Source organism: Streptomyces sp. NPDC059917 (assembly GCF_042730635.1).
In the GTDB taxonomy this organism is placed as follows: Bacteria; Actinomycetota; Actinomycetes; order Streptomycetales; family Streptomycetaceae; genus Streptomyces.
In genome coordinates this window covers 44,073-64,367 of sequence record NZ_JBHWLC010000018.1, presented here as the reverse complement: position 1 = coordinate 64,367, position 20,295 = coordinate 44,073, and the positions used below count along the sequence as shown (strand labels likewise).

Genomic DNA, 20,295 nt, shown 5'->3' with positions numbered 1-20,295 from the left:
CGGTCGGGGCGTGCGTGCGGTACTACCGGGCGCTCGCGGAGGAGCGGGGAGCGGGCTCCCCCACCCGCTCGGCCGCGGTGCGCCAGGCGTCGGTGACCGCCGCGCGGGCCTGGGCGGTGCGGGCCGTGACGTCGCCGGTCAGCCGCACGGGAGCGCCCACGTGCACGTGGAGCGACGGGCGGCGCAGGGGCGCGGTGACCACTCCCGCCAGCTGCTTGGCGGTGCTCCCGGACGAGAGTCGGCGCGAGCCCGCCTGGCCGACCGGCACGACGAGGGCGCCGGTGCGCTCGGTGAGCCGGGCCAGTCCGCTGCGGAACGGCCCCGGGGCCGACTCCGCCGCGTCCGTGCGCGCGGGCAGGCACCCTTCCGCGTACATCAGCAACACCCGGCCCCGCGCGAGCGCCTCGGCGGCCGCGTCGAGTGCGGCGGCGGCGCGGTCCGTCCCGCGGGCGACCGGGACGTGCCCCTCCGCGGTGAGGGCGCGCCCGAGCAGCGGCACGCGCCACAGGCCCGCCGTCGCCATGACGACCGGCCGCACCCCGAGCCGGTGCAGTGCGGCGAGCACCACGGCCGGGTCGGTGAGCGAGGTGTGGTTGGCGACCAGGACCGTGCCCGGCCCTCCCGCGGGGACGAGCGTCCCGGAAACGGACAGCCCGGCGAACAGGGGGAGCAGCGATGCGGCGGTGCGGCTGAGCAAGGGGGCCTCCGGGGCGGGAACGCGGTGCGTGCCCACATCGTCCGGCCGGTGCCCCGGCCCCGTCCTGAGTGATCATGCTCATCTCGGCGGGGGCGCCGTACTCAGGGAGCCTCGGCATATTGACAGCAGGCTGTCGAATTGACAGGATACTGACATAGAGGCAACAGGCCGGCAGCGACCCGGAGGACCCCATGCATCCCACGAATCCCGCGCACCCCACCCCCCGCACCGTGCACCTCGCCGTCTACGACACCCTCGCCGACTGGGAGACCGGGCACGCGACCGCCTGGCTGGCCCGCACCGGGTACGAGGTGCGTACCGTCGGCCTCTCCACGGAGCCCGTCCGCAGCATGGGCGGCCTGCGCATCACCCCCGACCTCGCTCTCGAAGACCTGCGCCCCGAGGACAGCGCCCTGCTCCTGCTGCCCGGAGCCGATCTCTGGGACGCGGGCGACGAGCTGGCCGCCTTCGCGGGCGCCGCCCGGGCCTTCCTGGACGCGGGCGTCCCCGTCGCCGCCATCTGCGGAGCCACGGCGGGCCTCGCCCGCGAGGGGCTGCTGGACGACCGCGCGCACACCGGCGCCGCGCCCGAGTACCTCGCCGCGACCGGCTACCGGGGCGCCGCCCACTACGCCGACGCCGACGCCGTCACCGCGGGCGACCTCATCACTGCGGGGCCGACCGAGCCGGTCGCCTTCGCCCGCGAGGTCCTCGGGCGGCTCGGCGCCTTCGAGGGCGGCACGCTCGACGCCTGGTACCGGCTCTTCCACCACTCCGACCCGGCCGCCTACGCCGAGCTCAACGCGTGAGTCGGGCCGCGCAGGACGCGCTGTCGGGGACCGCGCTGTCGGTCTTCCGGCTGAACGGCCAGTTCCTCGCCGTCTCCGAGGAACTGGCCGCGCCCGCCGGTCTCACCGCCGCCTGGTGGCAGGTCCTGGGCGCCGTGCTCCACGAACCGCTGCCGGTCGCCGGGATCGCCCGGGCCATGGGCATCACCCGGCAGAGCGTCCAGCGCATCGCCGACCTCCTGGTGCGCCGGGGCCTCGCCGCGTACGCGCCCAACCCGGCGCACCGGCGAGCGAAGCTCCTGTGCCCCACCGCCGAGGGCCGTACGGCGATCAGCCGGATCGAACCGGGCCACGCGGACCTGGCGGCCCGGCTCCTGCACGAACTGGGCAGCCAGGACGCCTTCGACGAGACGGTACGGGTCCTCCACCGCCTCAGCACGGCCCTGGACACGATCACAACAGACCCGACGCCGTAACCGACCCACCGCCCCTCCGGGGGCGCGAGCGGAGCCAAACCCAGCCCCGCCGGCGTTTGAGGCGCCCCCGGAGGGCACGCGGACCCGCACGCGGCCCGGCACGCGACCCCGCACGCGACCCCGCACGCGACCCCCTAGGCTTCCGGCGGCACCACACGGCACCAAAACCAGGAGCGCACACCGTGTTCGACCCCGCACCAGGGCACCCGCACCCGCACCCGTACCCCGACGCCCACCACCCGGACGCGGCCCCCGCCCCGCACCCGCTGTTGGGGCCGGTGCTCGGCCTCCTCGGCACCTGGCACGGGCGGGGGCGCGGCGGGTACCCCACGCTCGGCGGGGAGTTCACGTACGCGCAGGAGGTCACCTTCAGCCACGACGGCCGGCCCTTCCTGCACTACGAGACCCGGGCCTGGCTGCTGGACGCCGACGACGCGCCGCTGCGGCCGTCGGCCCGCGAGAGCGGCTGGTGGCGGCTCCAGCCCGACGGCCGGGTGGAGGCGCTGATCACCCAACCGACGGGCATCGCGGAGATCCTGGTCGGCCGCGCGGACGGCACCGCGGTCGACCTGGCCACCCACGAGGTGGCCCTCGCGCCCACGGCCAAGGAGGTCAACGCCACCCGTCGGCGCTACACCCTGACCGAGGACGGCGCCCTCACCTTCGTCCACGACCTCGCGGCCGTCGGCCAACCGCTCCAGCACCACCTCTCGGCGCGGCTGCGGCGCGCCGGGGACCAGGGCGTGTCCGCCGGGTAGCGCCGGGCGCCCGTCGGTACGGTCGCCCCCGTAGCCGCAGAGCACCACCGGCCGGAAGGCGCGCAGGATGTCAGGGAGCCCCCACCCCACCGTCAGCGCCCCGCGTCGGCTGGCCGCGCGGGCCGCGGCCGGTCTGGGGGACGGGAACACCCTCCTCAAGACCGTGATCGCCGCCACGCTGTCCTGGTGGATCGCCGCCGACCTGATCGACCTGCCCCAGCCGGTACTGGCGCCCGTCGGCGCGATCCTGGTCGCCCAGGCAACGGCGTACGCCACCGCGCGCAAGTCGTTCCAACGGGCGGCCGGAATCGTCGGCGGGGTCCTGCTCGGGGCGGCCGCGGCGGCGCTCGTCGGCGCCGGGCTGGCGACCGTCTTCCTGGTCACCCTGATCGGCATGGTCGCCGGGCGGCTGCTGCGGTTGGGCTCCCAGACCCACCAGATCGCCATGACCGCCGTACTCGTCGTCGGCAGCAGCGAACAGCTGGGTTACGGCACCGCCCGCATCGAGGAGAACGTGCTCGGCGTGCTGGTCGGCACCGCCGTCGCCCTGTTCGTACCGACCGCCGGCTTCACCCGGCGGGCCCGGGAGGAGACGAGCCGCCTCACCCGGGACATGGCGGCCCTGCTGGACGCCATGTCGCAGGGGCTCGCCGACGGCACGTGGACCGGGGAGGCGGGCGACTGGGTACGGCGGGCCCGCGGCCTGAGCAGCCGCCTGGACCTGGTCCGGTCCGCGGTGCGGCAGGCCCACGAGGCGGCGCGCTGGCGCACCCGGACCGGCGCGGAAGCCGTCGCCCGGCTCGCGGAGGCCTCGGCCGCGCTGGAGCACGTCAGCCACCAACTGCGCGGCATCGCCCGGGGCCTGTACAACCTCACCTTCCGCGAGGGCCGGCCGCCCGCCCTGCACTGGGACCAGCGCGACCCCGTCCTGCGTCCGGAGCCGGCGCCCGCCCCGGCGGGTCTGGACGCCCTGCTGGGCGACCTCGCCCGGCTGGTCACGGAGATCGCCGACCACCACATCGCGGCCGAACGCCCCGCCGAGGACCGCCGCGAGCGCCTCCGGCACCTCCAGGGCGGCGCCGAGGCCCGCTTCCTGGCCACCGCACTCGCGCAGTCACCGGCGTACGGGCAGTGGCGGGTGCTGTGCACGGCCGGAATCCTGGAGGACGCGCGCAAGGTCCTCCACGAACTCGACCTGGACCACGGCCCCCACCCGTCGGCCTTCCGTTAGACACCCCCTAGACGTCGTCTCAGCTCGCCGCGCCCTGTACGAGGCTCAGGTGGCCGCGGCGGGTCGGGGTGCGGGTCGGGCCGGTGGCGGTGGGGGCGTGGAGGCGGACCGGGGCGGTGCGTTCGCCCGCGCGCGGCTCCCGCGCCCGCAGCTCCTCCTTCCGCAGGTCCTCCCGCAGTTCCCGGAGCACGTCCTGGAGGGCCTCGTCGAAGCGGGTGACGTCCTCGGGGGTGTTGTCGTAGTGGACCGAGGCCCGCAACGCGGTGGTGACGCCCCGGGCCGGAAGGTGGAGGGGCGTCTCCTGGGCCACCGTCTTCCACACCACGACCCCGCGCCGGGCCAGTGCGCGCCGGATCAGCGCGGCGGGCAGTTCGGCGTGACGGAAGGCGAGGATTCCGGATCCTCCCGCGCCCGCGGTGAGCAGTTCGATGCCGGGGGTGCGCTCCAGGACCGCGCGCAGGGCGGCCTCCAGGTCGCGCCAGGGCAGCAGCGCGGCCGCCGCGTGGTGGGCCAGGGCCTCGTGCAGAGCGGCGACGGCCGCCGGGGCGGGCTGCCGGTGCGCCCGGCCGCTGAGCAGCGCCCGCAGTGCGGGGGCGACGTAGGCGAAGCCGATCGCGTCGGGGCCGCGGAGGAAGCGCCAGCCGTCCGCGGTGAGCAGGTCGCAGCCGATGGCCGCGGCGTCGACGGGCAGCCGCCCGACGGAGTGCGAGGCGTCGACCGCGTACCGGGCCCGGTGGCCGGCCAGCAGCCGCCCGACGGCCTCGACCGGGCTGACCGTGCCGACGGTGGCGGCGACGTGGGTGACGGAGACCAGGGCGACGTCCTCGTCGAGGTGGGCGGCCATCCACTCCAGGTCGAGCTCCCCGTCGGCACGCAGCGGGACGACCTCCAGCGCGCAGTGCGCACGGTCGCGCAGGGCGCGCAGGGCGGTCAGGTGGGCCACGCCCTCGTACGGGGTGGTCCAGATCCGGTCGCCGGGGGTCAGGGCGAGGCCCGAGAGGCAGAACGCGAAGGCGTCGGCCGCGCCCTCGAACAGCGCGGTGTGCGCGGCCGGAACGCCGAGGAGGGCGCCGAGTCGGGCGTAGACCTCGGTGTGCAGGACGGCGCCGAGGCGCTCCTCCAGGTCGTAGGGGCCGTAGAGGTCGTCGCGGGCGGTGGCGTCGGCGAGTACGGCGCGCACGGCGGCCGGCATCCGGCCGGTGCCCGCCGTGTTGAGGTGAGCCGTGTTCATTTCAGGGGCCTCCCCCCACAGTTGGGGTGTACCAAGACTTGCCAACTAACTTGGCAATATGTTGCCCACCAACGAGCCAGCTTGGCAATGCTTGGCAACATCCGCTCAGGCGGGACTCTAGGTGACGGGCCCGGCAACCCTTGCCCACCCCTTCTTGGCAACTCTTGGCAACATTCACCGCCCCTCTTGCCGACCCATCATTCATGCAGGTCAGAGCCATGCATCAGGGCAAACAGCACGGGCCGAGGTGGCAAATGCGGGGCATTTTCTGGGGTTCTCCACCCCTTCTCCAGCGCATTCCGAGCGGTTTTCCAGTGGGCGTTGCCAATCTTCTTGGCAGAGAGGTTGCCAAGTCGGATCAAACAATTGCCACGGAGGACACCATGAAGAACATCGCCCGCCTCATCGCCACCGCCGCCCTCGCCGCCGCCGCCCTCCTCACCGCCGGTGGGATCGCCAACGCCGACATCGGCTGGCCGGTCGCCCCGCCCACCGGGGTCACCGCCGTCGCCGACGGCGGGACCGAGAACATCGGTTGGCCGGTCGCCCCGCCCACCACCCCGGCCCCCACCACCCCGGCGCCGACCCCGGCCCCCACCACCAACATCGGCTGGCCGTAACCTCCACGGCGGCTCTAGCTGGATGCGGCACGGTGCTGCGAGGAGCACCAGCACTGCCGCCCCGGAAGGAAGTCCCCGATGGCACAGATCGCCCACGCACCGTGGAACGCGAAGTTCGAGACCGTCCTGCGCCAGGGCCTGCCCGGGCTCGGCAAGGACAAGCGGCCCGCGGCCGACGTCCCGATGGACGCGTACGGGCTGGACTCGATGGCCCTCATCGGCATCGTCAGCTCACTGGAGCGGGCCTTTCGCACCAGCCTCGCCGGACAGGTCGTCATCCCCGTGCACTCCCTCACGGCCGGCCAGCTGTGGGGCATACTCTCCGCCGCGCTGCAGCCCTCCTGGGACCAGGAGCGCCCCGTCGCGGCAGGCCACCACACCCGCGACCTCGGCCCCTGGGCCGTAGCCTGACCAACCACCGCGAAGCCCCCGCCGGTCATCCGACCGCGACGGGGGCTTCGGTCATGCGGGGAGGGCTCCGGTCGTACAGGGAGGGCTCCGGTCGTGCAGGGGCTCCGGTCATCCGGGGGCGAGGGGTCAGACGCGGCCGAGGGGGTCAGACGCGGCCGATGACGACCGCCCGGACATCGCTGCGGCGCAGGTACCCCCACTGCTTGGAGTCGACGCTGGCGTGGTGTCGGCCGAGGACCAGGAACCGCCCCGGGGGCACCCGTTCGCCCGGCCCGAAACCGGGCAGGTCCGTGAAGGGGGCCGGGACCGGATCGCCCGGCACCGCGACCAGGCGCTTGAGGAAGAGGGCGGGCGGGCGTTCCCCCGGTCCACCGTCCGGATCGGTCCGGTCCACGATCACGGCGCAGCCCCGGCGCAGGGGCAGCCAGGACCCCTTCCGCACGGCCAGGACACGGTCCCCCGGCCGGAAGTCGGGTGCCATGCTGGACCCGCTCACCTCGACGAGGGAGAGGAGTTCGTACCGGTGCACCGCCCAGAGCGCGACCAGCAACGCGCCGATGGCACCCGCGACGGCGAGCGCGATCACGAGGCGCTCCCGGACACCGTCTCGGCCCGCGGGGCTTCGGCCGGGGCGCTCCGGTAGCCGCTCGCCTGCGATTCGAAGAGCCGGTGGTACTCGCCGCCCAACCGCATGAGCGCCTCGTGCGAACCGGCCTCCGCGACCAGCCCGTCCTTGAGGACGACGATGTGGTCGGCCGTGCGCACGGCGTTCATCCGGTGGGAGACGAGCACCTTCGCGGCCTGCGGCGCGAACTCGCCCATTCGGCGCCCCATGTCCGCCTCGGCGCCGGCGTCCATGCCCGACCCCGGCTCGTCCAGGATGACCAGGTCCCGGTCGGCCCTCATGAACGCCCGCCCGATCGCCAGCCGTTGCCACTGTCCGCCGGACAGCGAGACGGGAGACTGCCGGTCGCCGGACGGATTGGAGAGGAAGGCCCTGCTCAAGTAGGTGTCGTAGCCCCGGGGAAGACCGTCGATGATGCGGTCGACGTCGGCTGCCCGCGCCGCGTCGCGGATCCGCCCGCGATCGGTCGCGTGCGGCAGGTCGCCTATGCCGATGTTCTGCGCGGCCGTCAGGTCATGGGACACGAAGTCCTGGAAGACGGTGGCGATGCGGTCCCGGAACCCCTCGGCGCCGAGGGCGCGGATGTCGGTCCCGTCCCAGCGGACGGCGCCTCGCGTCGGCTCGTACAGCCCGCAGAGCAGCTTGACCAGGGTGCTCTTCCCCGCTCCGTTCACGCCCACCAGGGCCGTTGTCGTCCCCGGCACCAGGTCGAAGGAGACGCCGCGCAGCACCCAGTCGGAGTCCTCCGCGTAGCGGAACCACAGGTCGCGGACGCTGATGCGGTCCGTCAGCGGCGCGGCGGCGCGGTGTGCGGCGGCCGCTCGGCGTTCGGGGAGGGCCATGAGCGCGCGGTAGTCGTCGAAGAGGAGCAGTCCCTTGACCGTACCGCCCGCGGTACTGGCCATGGCCGCGAAGCCGGCCGTCAGAGCGGCGATGCCGGACAGGACGATGGTCACGTCGCCGATGGACAGCCGGCCCTTCGCGACTTCGGTGGCGACCCAGTACATGGCTCCCGCCACCACCAGCGCGTTCGCCACGAGGACGGGCACCTGCCGGGCGAGCGACTTGCGGTCCACCGCCCCGAGGGCCCGGTGCGACTGCGCCAGGTCCGCCCGCAGTCGGCCCAGCCAGAACGTGCCGAGACCCAGCATCATGGCCTCCTGCATGGTGCTCGCACCGGTCAGCATCACGCGGTAGAAGGTCTGTCTGCGGGCCGCCGTCATGGTCTCCCGCATGGCCTCGGCGCCGAGCCGGGACATGGCGATCTCGACGAACAGCACGTGGACGGCGACCGCGAGCACCGCGAGGAGGAGCAGGGGCTCGACCGCCGCGAGGGCGGCGGAGAACCCGATGATCGTGGTGAGCGACTGGAGGGAGCTGAAGGCACCGCCCGCGATCTGGCCCGGCACCGCGTGCGCCGTCTCCTGGGCGAGGTTGACGCGGTTGAGCAGGGTGGGGTCCTCGAAGGACGACAGGTACGGGAGACGTCCGAGCTTGCCGAAGATCTCGTTCTGCATGTGCGTCTCGACGGACCGGTTCAAGCAGGACTGCGCGTACTGGAGGACGTGGGGCACGAACAGTCCCCCGGCGCCCGCCGCCGCGATCACGGCGACCGCCGCGGTGGGGGCCGCCGTCGCGTCCGGCGCGGCCAGACCCTCCAGGAGGTGCGCCATCCCCCAGGCCGCGGCCGGGGGGACCAGCCCCGCCAGCAGGCTCGCCACCAGAAGGACGTAGGGATGGGGCCCGCCGCGGCGGAAGACGACGCCCGACACGGCCAGGCAGTTGCGTCCGGTGTCCCGCAGTTTCACCTCGCGACCTCGGGGTCGCCCGCGAACCGGTCGAGGACGTCGTCCAGGGACGGCGCCTGGTTGGCCCAGAAGACCACCTGGCCGCTCGCGTCCACCACGCCGAAGGCGGGGAAGTTCCTGACACCGAGCGGTTCGAGCACCGGACCGTCGACGTCCTGGCGCACGACGCTGCCGACGTCGTCCAGTTCCCGCACGAACTCGTCGGCCAACGGCCCCTCGCCGACGACGAAGGAGACGACCCTGCCCCGTTCGACGTGGTGGCGCCGGATCCGCTCCTTGAAGACCGGCAGTTGATCGGCGCAGCCCGCGCAGCCCGCGGAGAAGACGCCCAGCAGGACCGGGTCCCGCTGGTCCGCGCCGAGCGGCACGGCTTCTCCCCGCAGCCCCGTCAGGGGCGTGTCCTGGGGGAACTGCTTGCCGACCGGAACCACGGGCCGCGCGGCCGTGTCGTCGTGCTGCCCGTCGAGCACCTGCTTCGTCCTGCGGGCGACGGCCACGGACAGCAGGAGGGCGACGCTGGCGAAGGCCAGGGCCAGGAGGGAGAGGGTGGTGTTCATCGCTTGGCCTCCGATAGGGGTGCGTGGAAGAAGGTGAGGACGTCGTCGAACCACACGACGAGGGCGGCCGCGGCGAGGGCCGGCAGTGCCCCCGCGAGCAGTTCCTCCGCCCGCGCTCCCGTGCCCTCGCCCCCGGTGAGCAGGCACGTCAGCAGCCCCGCTGCCACGAGCGTCAGGAGGGAGTTGCGCACGACGTGCGGCCAGGAAGCCGGTCGGTCCGGCTCCCCCATGCAGCCGCAGGAGCTGCCGCGGCCGCTGCGCAGGAGGGCGATCAGGTACGCCGTGAAGGCGCTCAGGAGAGCGGCGACCCAGAGGAAGCCGCACCACACGAGGGATCCCGGCAGGAGCATGGAGCAGAACGCGACCACCTCCGCGCCCACGGCTCCCCGGGCGGCGACGGATGCCCAGGGCCCGGCTCCCGTCAGCGTGGTGGCCACATGGCGTCGGAACGAGGCGAAGTTGCGGACTTTGAGTGCGGTGGACAGGGCGAAGACCGCGAAGAAGAGCACTCGCCCGGAGAAGAGGAACAGGGCCATCGGATGCCTCTCGGGCACGGCCGTGCCGGTCGGCCCGTTGTCGAAGCCGACCGGCACGAGATCATGTGATCAGACGGAGCACTTGTAGCCGCAGGACGCCGTGTAGCAGCACTCGATGTAGCCGCACTGGTTCCGCTCGCCGCACTTGGGCTGCTGCCAGCAGGTCGGGGCGCACCCCGCCGAGGCCGTCTTCTTCGGCAGCAGCGACCCGGCGATCTTCGAACCCATCGACAGCACGGTCTTGGTCATTGCGTCTCCCCTGTGTGGAACGTGATCTTTGACGGACCCGAGCCTGTCCTGCTCCACCAACGCGCCTCCAACCGCTCACCAACCGGCCGCTCACCAACCGGCCGGTCATCCACCCGCGGGCGCGCGCCGGGGGCCGGGACGACGACGCAGCCCCAGGTCATGGACCTGGGGCTGCGTCGGGGGCGGTGGGCTTAGGCCGGTCAGGGCGTGCGCAGCACCGAGTAGATCAGCTGGTCGTGCCAGGTACCCGCGCGCCACTGGGCGCGGCGGATGCGGCCCTCCAGTTCGAAGCCGGCCTTGAGGACGGCCCGTTGTTCCGCGATGTTGTCGACGTCGGTGCACACCTGGACGCGTTCGGCCCGGGTGTGCTCGAAGAGGTAGTCGACGAGCTGCCGCTGCGCCCGGGTGCCGATGCCCCGGCCGCGGTGCGCGGCGAAGAGCCCGATCGCGATCTCCCAGCAGGACGAGGTGTCCGCCCGTCCCCAGGCCCGCCGCAGCCATTCGACGCGCCCGACGAGGGTGTCGCCGACGGCGACGGACAGCATGTTCTCGTCGCCGCCCAGCAGCCCCCGCTCCGCGAGCGCCTGCCGTGCGCGCAGGGCCGGCGTGTGGCCGTACCACTGGTAGGGCCCGGGGCCGTGCGGTCCGGCGAACTCCGCCTCGAACCGGTCCAGATCCGCTGCCGTCACCGGCCGCAGCACCACGGCGGGTGCTTGTGACAACTCGTCCTGTGCCATCCGGTGATCGTACAAGAGTGCCGCGGCACCCCCTCCCACCTGTGGTTCCACCAGTCTTCATGCGTTCTTGTACAGAGGCTCAGGATCCGCTTGCCAACATCGAGGCAAGGTTTTGCCAAGCCTCACAGCCCACTCGCGCACAGCCCACTCGCGCACCGCCCGGTCACCCCCCAGCCCGGTCGCCGCCAGTCCGGTCGCCGCCAGTCCGGTCGCCGCTGTCGAAGGAGCTACCGCCTTGATGTCACTCTCCGGCCTCATCGAACAGCACGTGCTCGCGCGGCCCGAGGCGACCGCCGTCACCCACCCGGCCGGAGGGGGCGACGAAGTCTCGCTCTCCTACCGGGAGTTGAGCCTCGCGGCCAACCGGCTCGCCGCCCACCTCGGCGCCCTCGGCGTACGCCCGGGCGACCGCGTGGTGACCGCGCTGCGGCCGGGGCCGGACCTGGTGACCGCCTTCCTCGCCATCGTCCGGACGGGCGCGGCGTACGTGCCCGTCGACCCGGCGCACCCCGGCGAGCGGCGGCGCCTGATCGTCGAGGACAGCGCGGCGCGCGCCGTGGTCACCGAGGGCGCCTTCGCCGCCGACTACGCCGACCTCGGCGCGGTCGTCGTCGCCGTGGACGGCGACGCCACCTCCATCTCCGAGCGCCCCTCCGCACTCGCCGCGCTGCGCGCGCCGGTGCCGGGCCCCGAGGACGCGGCCTACGTCTGCTACACCTCCGGTACGAGCGGCGCCCCCAGGGGGGTCGTCGTCCCGCACCGCGCCGTCCTCGACCTCGTCGGCTCGGGCGACTTCCTGCGCCTCGGCCCGCGGGACGTGGTCGCCCAGGCCGCCAGCCCCGCCTTCGACGCGATCACCTTCGAGATCTGGTCGACCCTCGCCGCCGGGGCCCGCCTCGCCGGGCTGACCCGGGACACCGTCACCGACCCGGCCCGCTTCGAGCGGGCGGTCCGCGACCAGGGCGTCACCGTCGCCTTCCTGACCACCCCGCTCTTCCACCGGATCGCCCGGGAGCGCCCGGCCGCCTTCGCCCCGCTGCGCGCGCTGCTCTTCGGCGGCGAGCCCTGCGACCCGCGCCGGGTGCGCGAGGTGTTCCGGGCCGGGCCGCCGAACCGGCTGCTGCACATGTACGGGCCCACCGAGGCCACCGCCTTCGCCACCTGGCACGAGGTCACCGAGCCCGACGAGGACGCCCGCACCATCCCGATCGGGCGGCCGCTGGGGGCCACCGTCGCCGTCGTCGTGGACCGCGACGGCGTCCGGGTGGGCCCGGGCGGCTCCGGCGAACTGCTGCTGGGCGGGCCGGGGCTGGCCACCGGCTACCTCTCGCGGAGCGAGCCCGGCCCCCGCGGGCGGCTCACGGCGGAGCGCTTCGTCGAGGACCGCTTCACCCCCGGCGGCGGTCGCCTCTACCGCACGGGTGACCTCGTACGGCTGCGCGAGGACGGCGAGTTGGAGTTCCTCGGCCGGGTCGACAAACAGGTCACCCTGCGCGGGCACCGGATCGAGCTGGGCGAGATCGAGGCGGTGCTGGGCGCCCACCCGGCCGTCGCCGAGTCCGTGGTCTCGGTGCACGAGGCCGAGGACGGCGAGCGCCGCCTGGTCGCCCACGTGGTGCCCGCCCCGCTCGCGCCACCGGCCGCGGACCCGGCCGGGCAGGTCACCGCCTGGCGGGAGATCTTCGAGACCCTCCACCAGGACGCCCGCTCGGGCGGCCTCGGCGAGAACTTCGTCGGCTGGGACAGCAGTTACGACGCGCTGCCGCTGCCCCCGGCCCAGCTGCGCGCCTGGCGCGCGGCCACGCTCGACCGGATCCGCGAGCTCGGCCAGCGCCGGATCCTGGAGATCGGCGTCGGCACCGGACTGCTGATGGCCCCGCTGGCCCGGTCCGCGCAGTGCGAGGAGTACTGGGCCACCGACTTCTCCCCCACCGTCATCGACGCCCTGTACGCGCAGACCCGGGCGGACGGGCGGCTGCGCGGCAAGGTGCGGCTCAGCTGCCGGGAGGCGCAGGACACCGCGGGGCTGCCCGTCGGGCACTTCGACACCGTCGTGCTCAACTCCGTCGCCCAGTACTTCCCGGACCTGGACCGGCTGCACACCGTCATCGGCCGCGTGCTGCCCCTGCTCGCCCCCGGCGGCTCGATCCTGCTCGGCGACCTGCGCCACCTCGGCCTGGCCCGCCCCTTGCGGACCGGGATCGAACTGGCCCACCTCGGGGAGCGGCGGGGCGACGCGGCGCAGGACCCCGCGGCCGTCCTGCGCGCGGTGGCGCGGCGGGTCGCCCTGGAGACCGAACTCCTGCTGGACCCGGCCCTGTTCGGCGACCTGGCCGAGCGGTTCCCGCAGATCCGCGCGGTCGACGTACGGGCCAAGCGCGGCGCCGACCACAACGAGCTGACCCGCTACCGCTACGACGTCGTCCTCAGCACCGCCGAGCCCGTCGCCGACCTCGCGGCAGCCCCCGCACTGCCCTGGGGCCAGGGCGTGGGCACGGTCGCCGAGCTGGCCGCGCACCTCGGGGAGCACCGCCCGGCCGTGCTGCGACTGACCGGGATCCCCAACGCCCGGCTGCACGGCGAGCGGGCGGCCCTGCGCACCCTGGAGGCCGGGGGCAGCGTGGCCGCGGCGCGGGCCCGGCTCACCGAGCCGGGCGGCGCACCAGACCCGGAGGAGCTGTGCACGGCGGCGGAGGGCGCGGGCTACCGAGCCGTGCCGACCTGGTCGGCGCGGCACGACGGCAGCCTGGACCTGGTCCTCCTCGACCCGGCGCGGATCCCGTACGGCGCCCTGCACGCGGCGTACACGGGCCCCGCGACCGCGGCGCCGGACGGCGCGGCGACCGCCGGTGGGGCGAGCGCCGGTGGGGCGAACACCCCGACCGCCTTCGACCACGCCGTCGACGTCGAGGTGGTGCTGCGCGCCCACCTCCAGGAGCGGCTGCCCGACTACATGACCCCCTCCGCCCTGCTGCTCCTGGAGGCCCTGCCGCTCACCCCCAGCGGCAAGCTCGACCGGGCGGCGCTGCCCGCACCGGCCTTCGGCGGGAGGCGGCCGGGCACCCAGCCGGGCACCCCCGTCCAGGAGATCGTGCGCGACCTGTTCGCCGAGGTGCTCGGCCTGCCGCGGCGCGCGGTCAGCGCGGACTGCGACTTCTTCGCGCTCGGCGGCCACTCGCTGGCCTCGGCCCGGCTGCTGGCCCGCGCCCGGCACGCGCTCGGCGTCGACCCCGGCCCGCGCGCCCTGTACGACGCCCCGACCCCGGCCCTGTTCGCCGCGCTGGTCGGGGACAGCCCGGCCACCGCCACCGGTCCCGCCGGGAACGCCACCGGCAGCGCCGTCCTGCCGCTGCGGCTGCGCGGGGCGCTGAGCGTGCGCGCGCTGGAGGAGGCGCTGCGGGACCTGGGCGGGCGGCACGAGGCGCTGCGCAACAGCCGCCTGGGCTCGGCGGGCACCCGGCTGCGCGCCCTGGCCGCCGACGACCACGTGCTGGAACTGACCCTGCCGGGCGAGTCGGTCGACCTGTGGTCGCACACGCCGCTGGCCGCCGAACTGGCCCTGGCCTACGGGGCCCGCGCCACCGGGGACTCCCCGCGCTGGCCGACCCCCGCGCCGCAGGGCGCGCCCCGGGCGATGTACGGGGATCTGGAGCCCACCTCGGCCCCGGGCAGCGGGCCCGACCGGGCCGACGCCACGCTCGGCACGCTGGCGAGCGGCCTGGGCCCCGCCCTGCACGAGCGGCTGGCCCTGCTGGCCGCCGAGCACGGGGCCACCCTGTTCATGGTGGTCCACGCGGCGCTCGCGGCGCTGCTGACCCGGCTCGGGGCCCGGTCCCCCGTCACGCTGGCCGCTCCGGTGCCCGCCCGGGACGGCGCGGCGCTGCGGGGCGCGGTGGGTCCGTACGGGCGGGTGCTGGCCCTGTCGGTCGAGACCTCGGGGGACCCGGCCTTCACGGAGCTGCTGGCCCGGGTGCGCGCCGCGGACCTCGCGGCCTACCGGCGCGGGGACGCGGCGCTGGCCCTGCCGGGCGGGATCGCGCTCGCGCTGCTCCAGGAGACGGGCGGCGAGTTCGAGGGCGCCGGGTTGACCGTCTGCGCGGAGGACGCCCAACTCCCGCACCGGGCGGCCGCCCTGGCCCTGACCCTGACCGAGCGGCAGACCCCGGCCGGGGCGCCCGGCGGGCTCGCGCTGAGCGCGGTCTTCCAGCACGAGGCGATCGGCGAGACCGCGGCCGCGCATCTGACCGGGCAGTTGGTCGCGCTGCTGGAAGCGGCCCTGGAGGCACCGCACAGCGCACTGAGCCGACTGCGGCCGCTGCCGGGCGAGGTGTCGGCGCGGACCGTCGGCCCCTGGCTCGGGGAGCATCTGGAGCTGCCGGTGCGCAGCGTGGCCTCCCTGTTCGCGGCCCAGGTGGCCCGTGCGCCCGGCGCTCCGGCGCTGTCCGGCGGCGCCACGGGCGGTCCGGCCGGGCTGACGGACCTGAGCGGCCTCGCGCCGCTGGCCGGTCCGGCGGGGCTGGCGGGCCTGGCGGGGATCGCGGGTCTGACCGGCATCGGCGGCTCCGCGGTCCCCGCAATGCCGGGCGCGACGCTCACTCCGGGCATGGACTACGCCGAACTCGACGCGCGCTCGGACCTGTTGGCCCACGCCCTGATCGCGCACCAGGCGGGTCCGGGCACCACGGTGGTCACCGCGATCGCGTCGCCGACCGGCTTCGCGGTGGCCGCCCTCGCCATCGCCAAGACGGGCGCCGCCTGCCTGCCGGTGGATCCGGTGCGCGGGTTGCCGGCCGCGGTGTGGCCCGTCGTCCTGCTGCTGGACGAGGCGGCCGACCGGCTGCTGCCGCCGGTGTCGCGGGCGGCCCGGCTGGTCCGGGACCCGGCCGCCGACCTGCTGCCGGCCGACGGGAAGTGGCCGGTGCGCTCGGCCGACCGGACGAGCCCGCTGGGCCCCGACGCCCCGGTGGTGCTGGCGAGCACCCCGCAGGCCACCGTCGCGATCGGCACCGGGCCGCTGGCCGCCGCGAGCCTGGGGCACGGCGGGCAGGTCGACGCCGCCTGGCTGGTGACCGGATATCCGGACGCGGACGCGGCGGTCGGGCTGCTGGGCGCCTTCGTCTCCGGGGCCCGCGTGAACGTCCCGGACCCGGCCCTCGCGCACCTGGGCACCGCCTACGAGGTGCTGGGCTGGCTGCGCGAGCACGGTGCCTCGAGCATCCTGGGCCGGGCCGACGACGCGCTCGTGGCACTGGCCCGGGCCGAGGGGGCGGCGCTCACCTACAGCGCCGGGTGGGCCGAGGGCCGCCTGCTCATAGACCAGACCCCGGACGGGCGGACCCGACCGGCGCCGGGCTACCGGGCCTACGTCCTGGACGCGCGGCTGCGCCCGGTGGCCACCGGGACCACCGGTTCGCTGTACGTCGCGGGGGTCGGCGTGGCCCAGGGGTACGCGGGCCTGCCGGGTGCCAGCGGGGCGAGCTTCCTGCCCGACCCGCTGGGCGGCGGGCCGCAGGGGGCCACCGCCCGGATGTGGCGGACCGGGCACGCGGCCCGGGTGGAGACCGACGGCAGCCTGCACATCCTCGACCACCCGTGGGCGGACGATCCGTTCGCCGACGCGTTCGCGACCTTCGTCGTCGTCGCGGACGGCGCCGGGCACCGCGCGATGTGGCCCGCGGGGGCGCCCGTACCGCGCGGATGGCACGAGACGCACTCCGAGGACGTGTACGAGCTGTGCCTGGAGCACCTCGGCGAACTCCCCGGCGACCTCGGCCTGGACGACGTCAACGGCACGAACGGCACCACCGACCACCTGTAGCCCGCCACCGACCCCCTGGGAGACCGACGATGAACGCGATCCTGCTTGCCGAGAGCCCGCGCACCGCCTTCGCCGAGAGCGTCCTGGGGCGCGGCGAGGTGGAGGTGGTCCTGCTGCGGCTGGACTCGATGCCGCTGGGCCGGGCGTACCTGCGGCGCACCGCGCACGTGCCCACCTTCACCCTCGACCCGGAGGCGACGCTGCTGGACGAGGCGGCCCGCTACCTGCGCTGGGCGAAGGGGACCAAGGGGCTGCCGCGCCCCCGGTTCGTGTGCGGCGGGGATCCGGAGGCGGGGGAGGTGGCACGACGGTTCGGCGCCCTGGTGGACCTGCCGGAGCTGACCCCGGAGCAGCTGGCACCGGCTCCGGCGGCCACCGCGGGCATCGCGCGCGAGCCCTGGTGGAACCTCGGTGGAGGCTCCCTCGAAAGGGACTTGAGCGATCTGGGCAATCCTGCGAAGAGGCTTGCGCCGAGTGCTTGAATGATCTCGTCGGGGACGATGTGATCATCAGGGGAGCGGGGCACAGGCATGCGGAAGACGTTCTACGCGGCACACGTCTACATGATCATCGGAGTGATCTCCGGCCTGTACTACCGGGAACTCACCAAGGCCTACGACTTCACCGGGGAGACCCAGCTCGCGGTGGTGCACACCCACCTGCTGGCCCTGGGCATGCTCGGCCTGCTGATCGTCCTCGGTCTCGACAAGGTGTTCTCGCTGTCGGGGACGAAGCACTTCGACTACTTCTTCTGGTTCTACAACGCGGGCATCGCCATCACCTGCGCGAGCATGACCTACCGCGGCACGCAGACCGTGCTCGGGCACAAGGTGCCCGAACTCTTCTCGCTGGTGGGCGGCCTGGGACACATCATCCTGACGGTCGGCCTGATCCTGCTCTTCACGCTGCTGGGCAAGCGCGTGAAGGAGCACGTGGAAGGGGAGGCGGCAGAGGCGGCGGCCCGGGCCACCCTGCCGGGGCAGGCCGCCGGTTCCACGGAGTCCGGGAAGGTGTCCGGCTGAGCGGTCAGCCGACCGGGGCCGCGGGTCCCGTCAGGATCCCGGTCAGCGCGGCCAGCCGCTCCTGCGTGAGGTCGGGGCGCAGCCGGCGTCCCCGGGTGAGGGTGGCCAGGCCGTGCCAGGTGCTCCACAACACCTCGGTCAGCAGCTCCGGATCGCGGCCCTGCGCCACCGGTTCGACGGCCAGGCGGATCTCCGCGAGGGCGTCGAGCACCGGCTGCGGGGCGACCGGTTCCGCGTCCCCGGGATCTGCGGCGTACCCCGCGCCGCCCGCGTCCAGGGTGAGCATCGCCTGGTAGAGGACCGGCCCCTTGGCGGCGAAGGCCAGGTAGGCGCGCGCCACCGCGTCCAGCGCCTCCAGCGGATCCGCCCCCGCGTGCCGCACGCGCGCGGCGCGCAGGGCGCCCGCGAGTTCGCCGAAGCCCTCCAGGGCCACCGCGTGCACGATCGCGTCCTTGTTCTTGAAGTGCTGGTAGAGCACGGGCTGGCTGTACTCGATGCGCTCCGCGAGACGCCGGGTGGTGACGAAGTCCCAGCCTTCGGCCTCGGCCATCTCGCGGGCCGAGCTGAGGATCAACTGGCGGCGCTGGCCCTGTTCGCGAAGGCGTCGCTCTCGGGGAGTCATGTCCCTCACGCTACCACTTTCGGTGCAATTGCAGCGGTCAGTGATAGGGTTCCTGCCTTTGACAGCAGCCCGGGGCGGCAGCGCGCGCCGGGGCCGTCCTCGCCGCTCTGACCTCATCGTCTAGTGGCCTTCGAGGCATGGTCGGCAGCATCGGGGTAAGTCCGCCCACAGAGAGGGCCACCCCATGCAGACCCCGACTCCCCTGGAGGAGCTGCTCGACCTCGCCGCGGACGTCCTGTGCCACGACCGGCGCACGCTGCCGGCCGGGGCCTCGGGTTCGCCCTTCCTCACCCTGGGCGGCGGCCTCGGTCAGGCCATGCGGCTCCAGGCGCGCGCCGACGAACAGCTGGGACTCTCGCTCGACGTGGCCCAGCTGCTGGGCGCCGCCCCGCTGACGGACGTACTGGCCCGGGCCGTTCCCCTGGCTCCCGCGCCACCGGCCACGACCCCCGCCTGCGGGCCGCGCGAACACCCCTTGCTTCCGGGGCAGTTGGCACCGCTCACCGCACAGCGCTACGTCGGCCCCGGCGCGGTGCACCGGGTGCTGAGCGCCGAACTGGCCGGCCCGCTCGACCTCGCCGTGCTGCGGAGCGCGCTCGGCGTCTTGGGCGCGCGGCACGAGGGGCTGCGGACCGCGTTCCCGCAGGCGGCGCGGGGGCCCGTACGGCGGGTGCTCGACGCCTGCGCCCCGCCCCTGATCGTCCTGCCCGAGCTGCCGGGCGCTCCGGCGGCGAACCGGGAGGCCGCCGTCGACGCCGTGCACGCGCGGCTCGCGCAGGAGGTGGAGCGGCTGATCGGGCACCCGGACCGGCCGCCCCTCGCCTTCGCCCTGACCCGGCTGGGCGCGGAGCGGCACCTGCTGTCCTTCCTCTGCCACGACGCGGTGGCGGACGCCTGGTCGGCGGCCCTGGTCTGGCGGGAGCTGCTCGCAGACTACGCCCGCGCGGCGGCCGGGCGGCAGCCGATGCCCCGGACGAGCCCGCCGACGGGCCCGCCGCCGAGCCCGGCGTCGACCCCGACGACCGGGCGGGCCGCGGAATCGGTCACCTGGACGACCGACCGAATCGCCGAACGCGTGGAGCGGATAAGGGAGTTCCCGTCCGCGCTGGACCTGACCGCCCCCGGGCGGCGGCCCGCCGTCTTCGACTTCCGCGGCGAGCGGCTGCCCGTCGCCCTGGACACGGAGCTGCGGGACGCGGTCGACGCCACGGCCGCGCGGGCGGGCGTACCCCACGGGACGGTGCTGCTCGCGGCCTGGGCGCTCGCCGTGGGGCGGCGCTCCGGGCACGAATGGCTCCTGGTGGGCGCCGAGCTGCCGCGGCCCGGCGCGGGCCCGGCCCTGCGCACGGTCGCGCCGGGTTCGACGAGCGTGCCGGTGTGCTGCGAGCTGGAGGGCGGCGTCGACTACTTCCTGCGCGGGGTCGCCTGCGCCTTCGGCGAGGCCCTCGCCCACGCGGCGCTCGATACGGACGCCCTCGTGCGCGAACTCGGGCTGCGCGGGGACCGGTCACGGACCCCGCTGGTCCAGGTCGCCTTCGCGGACCACGACGGCCTGCTGCCCGCGCGCGCCGGGGCGGGCCCACTGACCGCCCGTTTCCACCACGGGCACCTGGGCGGCGCCACGGCCGACGCCGCGCTGACCGTGCTGGGCTGGCGCGAGGAGCCGCTGCTGGCCCTGGACTTCGCCCCCTGCGCGCTGGACCGCGCGCAGGCGACGGAGCTGGCGCACGAGCTGCGCGCCGCGCTGGCGGCGCTGGCGGCGGCCGGCGAGGCGGACCCGGTGGAGGACCTGCTGCCCACCGCCCTGGCGGAGGCGCCCGCGCTGTCCCTCGCCGCTTCGGGCTGATTCGCCGCGGGCCCCGGGTGGGGTCCCGGTCATGCGGTGCTGAGGATCCGGTGCGCGCGCCGTACGGGGGAATGGCAGCGCGCGCACCGGATTCCGGGGCCCGGGCGGTCGGAGGGGGCGCCGACGCCCGGGAGTTCGGTGGGGTGGTCATCGCGGGTCCGTCGCCCGTGAGCCGGTGGGCGACGCATCCGGTGGTCAGTGGCCCCGGCCGGGGGGGGCCGGTGGGCCGTGAGCCGGTGGCCCGTGGGCCCGTGGCCCGTGGG

Annotated in this window: 19 protein-coding genes; 10 read left to right on the top strand and 9 right to left on the bottom strand. The window is 75.1% G+C overall.

Annotated elements, in window-relative coordinates:
* Positions 1 to 22: 22 nt before the first annotated feature.
* The gene (locus ACFWAR_RS13390; RefSeq protein WP_385776359.1) at positions 23 to 697 is read right to left on the bottom strand and encodes a lysophospholipid acyltransferase family protein; all 675 of its coding nucleotides are present in this window, start codon (positions 695 to 697) and stop codon (positions 23 to 25) included.
* Between the two features lie 191 nt (positions 698 to 888).
* Between ACFWAR_RS13390 and ACFWAR_RS13385 the strand changes: the two genes are divergently transcribed.
* The 4 genes from ACFWAR_RS13385 (at position 889) to ACFWAR_RS13370 (ending at position 3,950) form a co-directional block, all read left to right on the top strand.
* Positions 889 to 1,506 (top strand): DJ-1/PfpI family protein, encoded by a 618-nt coding sequence (locus ACFWAR_RS13385; protein WP_385776357.1) that lies wholly within the window; start codon positions 889 to 891, stop codon positions 1,504 to 1,506.
* Complete coding sequence (locus tag ACFWAR_RS13380; protein WP_385776355.1) at positions 1,503 to 1,961, top strand: MarR family winged helix-turn-helix transcriptional regulator; 459 nt, start codon at positions 1,503 to 1,505, stop codon at positions 1,959 to 1,961. The genes ACFWAR_RS13385 and ACFWAR_RS13380 overlap by 4 nt, the downstream gene beginning before the upstream one ends.
* A gap of 182 nt (positions 1,962 to 2,143) precedes the next feature.
* On the top strand, positions 2,144 to 2,719 hold the full coding sequence (locus ACFWAR_RS13375) for an FABP family protein (protein ID WP_385776354.1): 576 nt from the start codon (positions 2,144 to 2,146) through the stop codon (positions 2,717 to 2,719).
* A 67-nt stretch (positions 2,720 to 2,786) separates the two neighbouring features.
* Complete coding sequence (locus tag ACFWAR_RS13370) at positions 2,787 to 3,950, top strand: aromatic acid exporter family protein (RefSeq protein WP_385776353.1); 1,164 nt, start codon at positions 2,787 to 2,789, stop codon at positions 3,948 to 3,950.
* A 19-nt stretch (positions 3,951 to 3,969) separates the two neighbouring features.
* Here the strand turns inward: ACFWAR_RS13370 and ACFWAR_RS13365 are convergent, their stop codons facing one another.
* Complete coding sequence (locus tag ACFWAR_RS13365; protein ID WP_385776352.1) at positions 3,970 to 5,181, bottom strand: aminotransferase class V-fold PLP-dependent enzyme; 1,212 nt, start codon at positions 5,179 to 5,181, stop codon at positions 3,970 to 3,972.
* Positions 5,182 to 5,564: 383 nt separating this feature from the next.
* Between ACFWAR_RS13365 and ACFWAR_RS13360 the strand changes: the two genes are divergently transcribed.
* Complete coding sequence (locus ACFWAR_RS13360) at positions 5,565 to 5,801, top strand: hypothetical protein (RefSeq protein ID WP_385776351.1); 237 nt, start codon at positions 5,565 to 5,567, stop codon at positions 5,799 to 5,801.
* A 78-nt stretch (positions 5,802 to 5,879) separates the two neighbouring features.
* On the top strand, positions 5,880 to 6,212 hold the full coding sequence (locus ACFWAR_RS13355) for an acyl carrier protein (protein WP_385776349.1): 333 nt from the start codon (positions 5,880 to 5,882) through the stop codon (positions 6,210 to 6,212).
* Between the two features lie 145 nt (positions 6,213 to 6,357).
* Here ACFWAR_RS13355 and ACFWAR_RS13350 read toward each other — a convergent pair whose 3' ends face one another.
* The 6 genes from ACFWAR_RS13350 to ACFWAR_RS13325 form a co-directional block, all read right to left on the bottom strand.
* Entirely contained in the window at positions 6,358 to 6,798 is a 441-nt protein-coding gene (locus ACFWAR_RS13350; protein ID WP_385776348.1) for a S26 family signal peptidase, read from the bottom strand.
* The gene (locus ACFWAR_RS13345; protein ID WP_385776347.1) at positions 6,795 to 8,645 is read right to left on the bottom strand and encodes an ABC transporter ATP-binding protein; all 1,851 of its coding nucleotides are present in this window, start codon (positions 8,643 to 8,645) and stop codon (positions 6,795 to 6,797) included. Before ACFWAR_RS13345 ends, ACFWAR_RS13350 begins: the two co-directional genes overlap by 4 nt.
* A complete protein-coding gene (locus ACFWAR_RS13340; protein WP_385776344.1) occupies positions 8,642 to 9,202 on the bottom strand; it encodes a TlpA family protein disulfide reductase in 561 nt (186 codons plus the stop codon). Before ACFWAR_RS13340 ends, ACFWAR_RS13345 begins: the two co-directional genes overlap by 4 nt.
* Entirely contained in the window at positions 9,199 to 9,795 is a 597-nt protein-coding gene (locus ACFWAR_RS13335) for a MauE/DoxX family redox-associated membrane protein (RefSeq protein ID WP_385776342.1), read from the bottom strand. Before ACFWAR_RS13335 ends, ACFWAR_RS13340 begins: the two co-directional genes overlap by 4 nt.
* 12 nt (positions 9,796 to 9,807) lie before the next feature.
* Positions 9,808 to 9,987, bottom strand: coding sequence for a hypothetical protein (locus ACFWAR_RS13330; RefSeq protein WP_385776340.1), 180 nt, complete (start codon positions 9,985 to 9,987; stop codon positions 9,808 to 9,810).
* A 200-nt stretch (positions 9,988 to 10,187) separates the two neighbouring features.
* Complete coding sequence (locus ACFWAR_RS13325; protein ID WP_385776338.1) at positions 10,188 to 10,724, bottom strand: GNAT family N-acetyltransferase; 537 nt, start codon at positions 10,722 to 10,724, stop codon at positions 10,188 to 10,190.
* Positions 10,725 to 10,962: 238 nt separating this feature from the next.
* On the opposite strand from ACFWAR_RS13325, the gene ACFWAR_RS13320 reads away from it, so the two are divergent.
* From ACFWAR_RS13320 to ACFWAR_RS13310, 3 genes are read left to right on the top strand one after another with little or no spacing between them, the layout of a single operon-like run.
* The gene (locus ACFWAR_RS13320) at positions 10,963 to 16,542 is read left to right on the top strand and encodes an amino acid adenylation domain-containing protein (RefSeq protein WP_385776336.1); all 5,580 of its coding nucleotides are present in this window, start codon (positions 10,963 to 10,965) and stop codon (positions 16,540 to 16,542) included.
* A 29-nt stretch (positions 16,543 to 16,571) separates the two neighbouring features.
* The gene (locus ACFWAR_RS13315) at positions 16,572 to 17,024 is read left to right on the top strand and encodes a hypothetical protein (protein ID WP_385776334.1); all 453 of its coding nucleotides are present in this window, start codon (positions 16,572 to 16,574) and stop codon (positions 17,022 to 17,024) included.
* 48 nt (positions 17,025 to 17,072) lie between these two features.
* Positions 17,073 to 17,564 carry a DUF2871 domain-containing protein gene (locus tag ACFWAR_RS13310; protein WP_385776333.1) on the top strand — a complete coding sequence of 164 codons (492 nt, stop codon included), beginning with the start codon at positions 17,073 to 17,075 and terminating at the stop codon, positions 17,562 to 17,564.
* 4 nt (positions 17,565 to 17,568) lie between these two features.
* On the opposite strand, the gene ACFWAR_RS13305 is transcribed toward ACFWAR_RS13310, so the two are convergent.
* Entirely contained in the window at positions 17,569 to 18,186 is a 618-nt protein-coding gene (locus tag ACFWAR_RS13305) for a TetR/AcrR family transcriptional regulator (protein ID WP_385776332.1), read from the bottom strand.
* 184 nt (positions 18,187 to 18,370) lie between these two features.
* Here ACFWAR_RS13305 and ACFWAR_RS13300 point away from each other — a divergent pair, with 184 nt between their 5' ends.
* Positions 18,371 to 20,032, top strand: a complete 1,662-nt coding sequence (locus ACFWAR_RS13300) for a condensation domain-containing protein (RefSeq protein ID WP_385776331.1) — start codon at positions 18,371 to 18,373, stop codon at positions 20,030 to 20,032.
* The last annotated feature ends 263 nt before the right edge of the window (positions 20,033 to 20,295 follow it).

What these genes read in the sequence shown, in the direction of transcription:
- ACFWAR_RS13325 (WP_385776338.1), bottom strand. Translation starts at nt 10,724, where the DNA reads ATGGCACAGGACGAGTTGTCACAAGCACCCGCCGTGGTGCTGCGGCCG.
- ACFWAR_RS13340 (WP_385776344.1), bottom strand. Translation starts at nt 9,202, where the DNA reads ATGAACACCACCCTCTCCCTCCTGGCCCTGGCCTTCGCCAGCGTCGCC.
- ACFWAR_RS13385 (WP_385776357.1), top strand. Translation starts at nt 889, where the DNA reads ATGCATCCCACGAATCCCGCGCACCCCACCCCCCGCACCGTGCACCTC.
- ACFWAR_RS13370 (WP_385776353.1), top strand. Translation starts at nt 2,787, where the DNA reads ATGTCAGGGAGCCCCCACCCCACCGTCAGCGCCCCGCGTCGGCTGGCC.
- ACFWAR_RS13330 (WP_385776340.1), bottom strand. Translation starts at nt 9,987, where the DNA reads ATGACCAAGACCGTGCTGTCGATGGGTTCGAAGATCGCCGGGTCGCTG.
- ACFWAR_RS13365 (WP_385776352.1), bottom strand. Translation starts at nt 5,181, where the DNA reads ATGAACACGGCTCACCTCAACACGGCGGGCACCGGCCGGATGCCGGCC.
- ACFWAR_RS13315 (WP_385776334.1), top strand. Translation starts at nt 16,572, where the DNA reads ATGAACGCGATCCTGCTTGCCGAGAGCCCGCGCACCGCCTTCGCCGAG.
- ACFWAR_RS13310 (WP_385776333.1), top strand. Translation starts at nt 17,073, where the DNA reads ATGCGGAAGACGTTCTACGCGGCACACGTCTACATGATCATCGGAGTG.
- ACFWAR_RS13355 (WP_385776349.1), top strand. Translation starts at nt 5,880, where the DNA reads ATGGCACAGATCGCCCACGCACCGTGGAACGCGAAGTTCGAGACCGTC.
- ACFWAR_RS13360 (WP_385776351.1), top strand. Translation starts at nt 5,565, where the DNA reads ATGAAGAACATCGCCCGCCTCATCGCCACCGCCGCCCTCGCCGCCGCC.
- ACFWAR_RS13300 (WP_385776331.1), top strand. Translation starts at nt 18,371, where the DNA reads ATGCAGACCCCGACTCCCCTGGAGGAGCTGCTCGACCTCGCCGCGGAC.
- ACFWAR_RS13320 (WP_385776336.1), top strand. Translation starts at nt 10,963, where the DNA reads ATGTCACTCTCCGGCCTCATCGAACAGCACGTGCTCGCGCGGCCCGAG.
- ACFWAR_RS13305 (WP_385776332.1), bottom strand. Translation starts at nt 18,186, where the DNA reads ATGACTCCCCGAGAGCGACGCCTTCGCGAACAGGGCCAGCGCCGCCAG.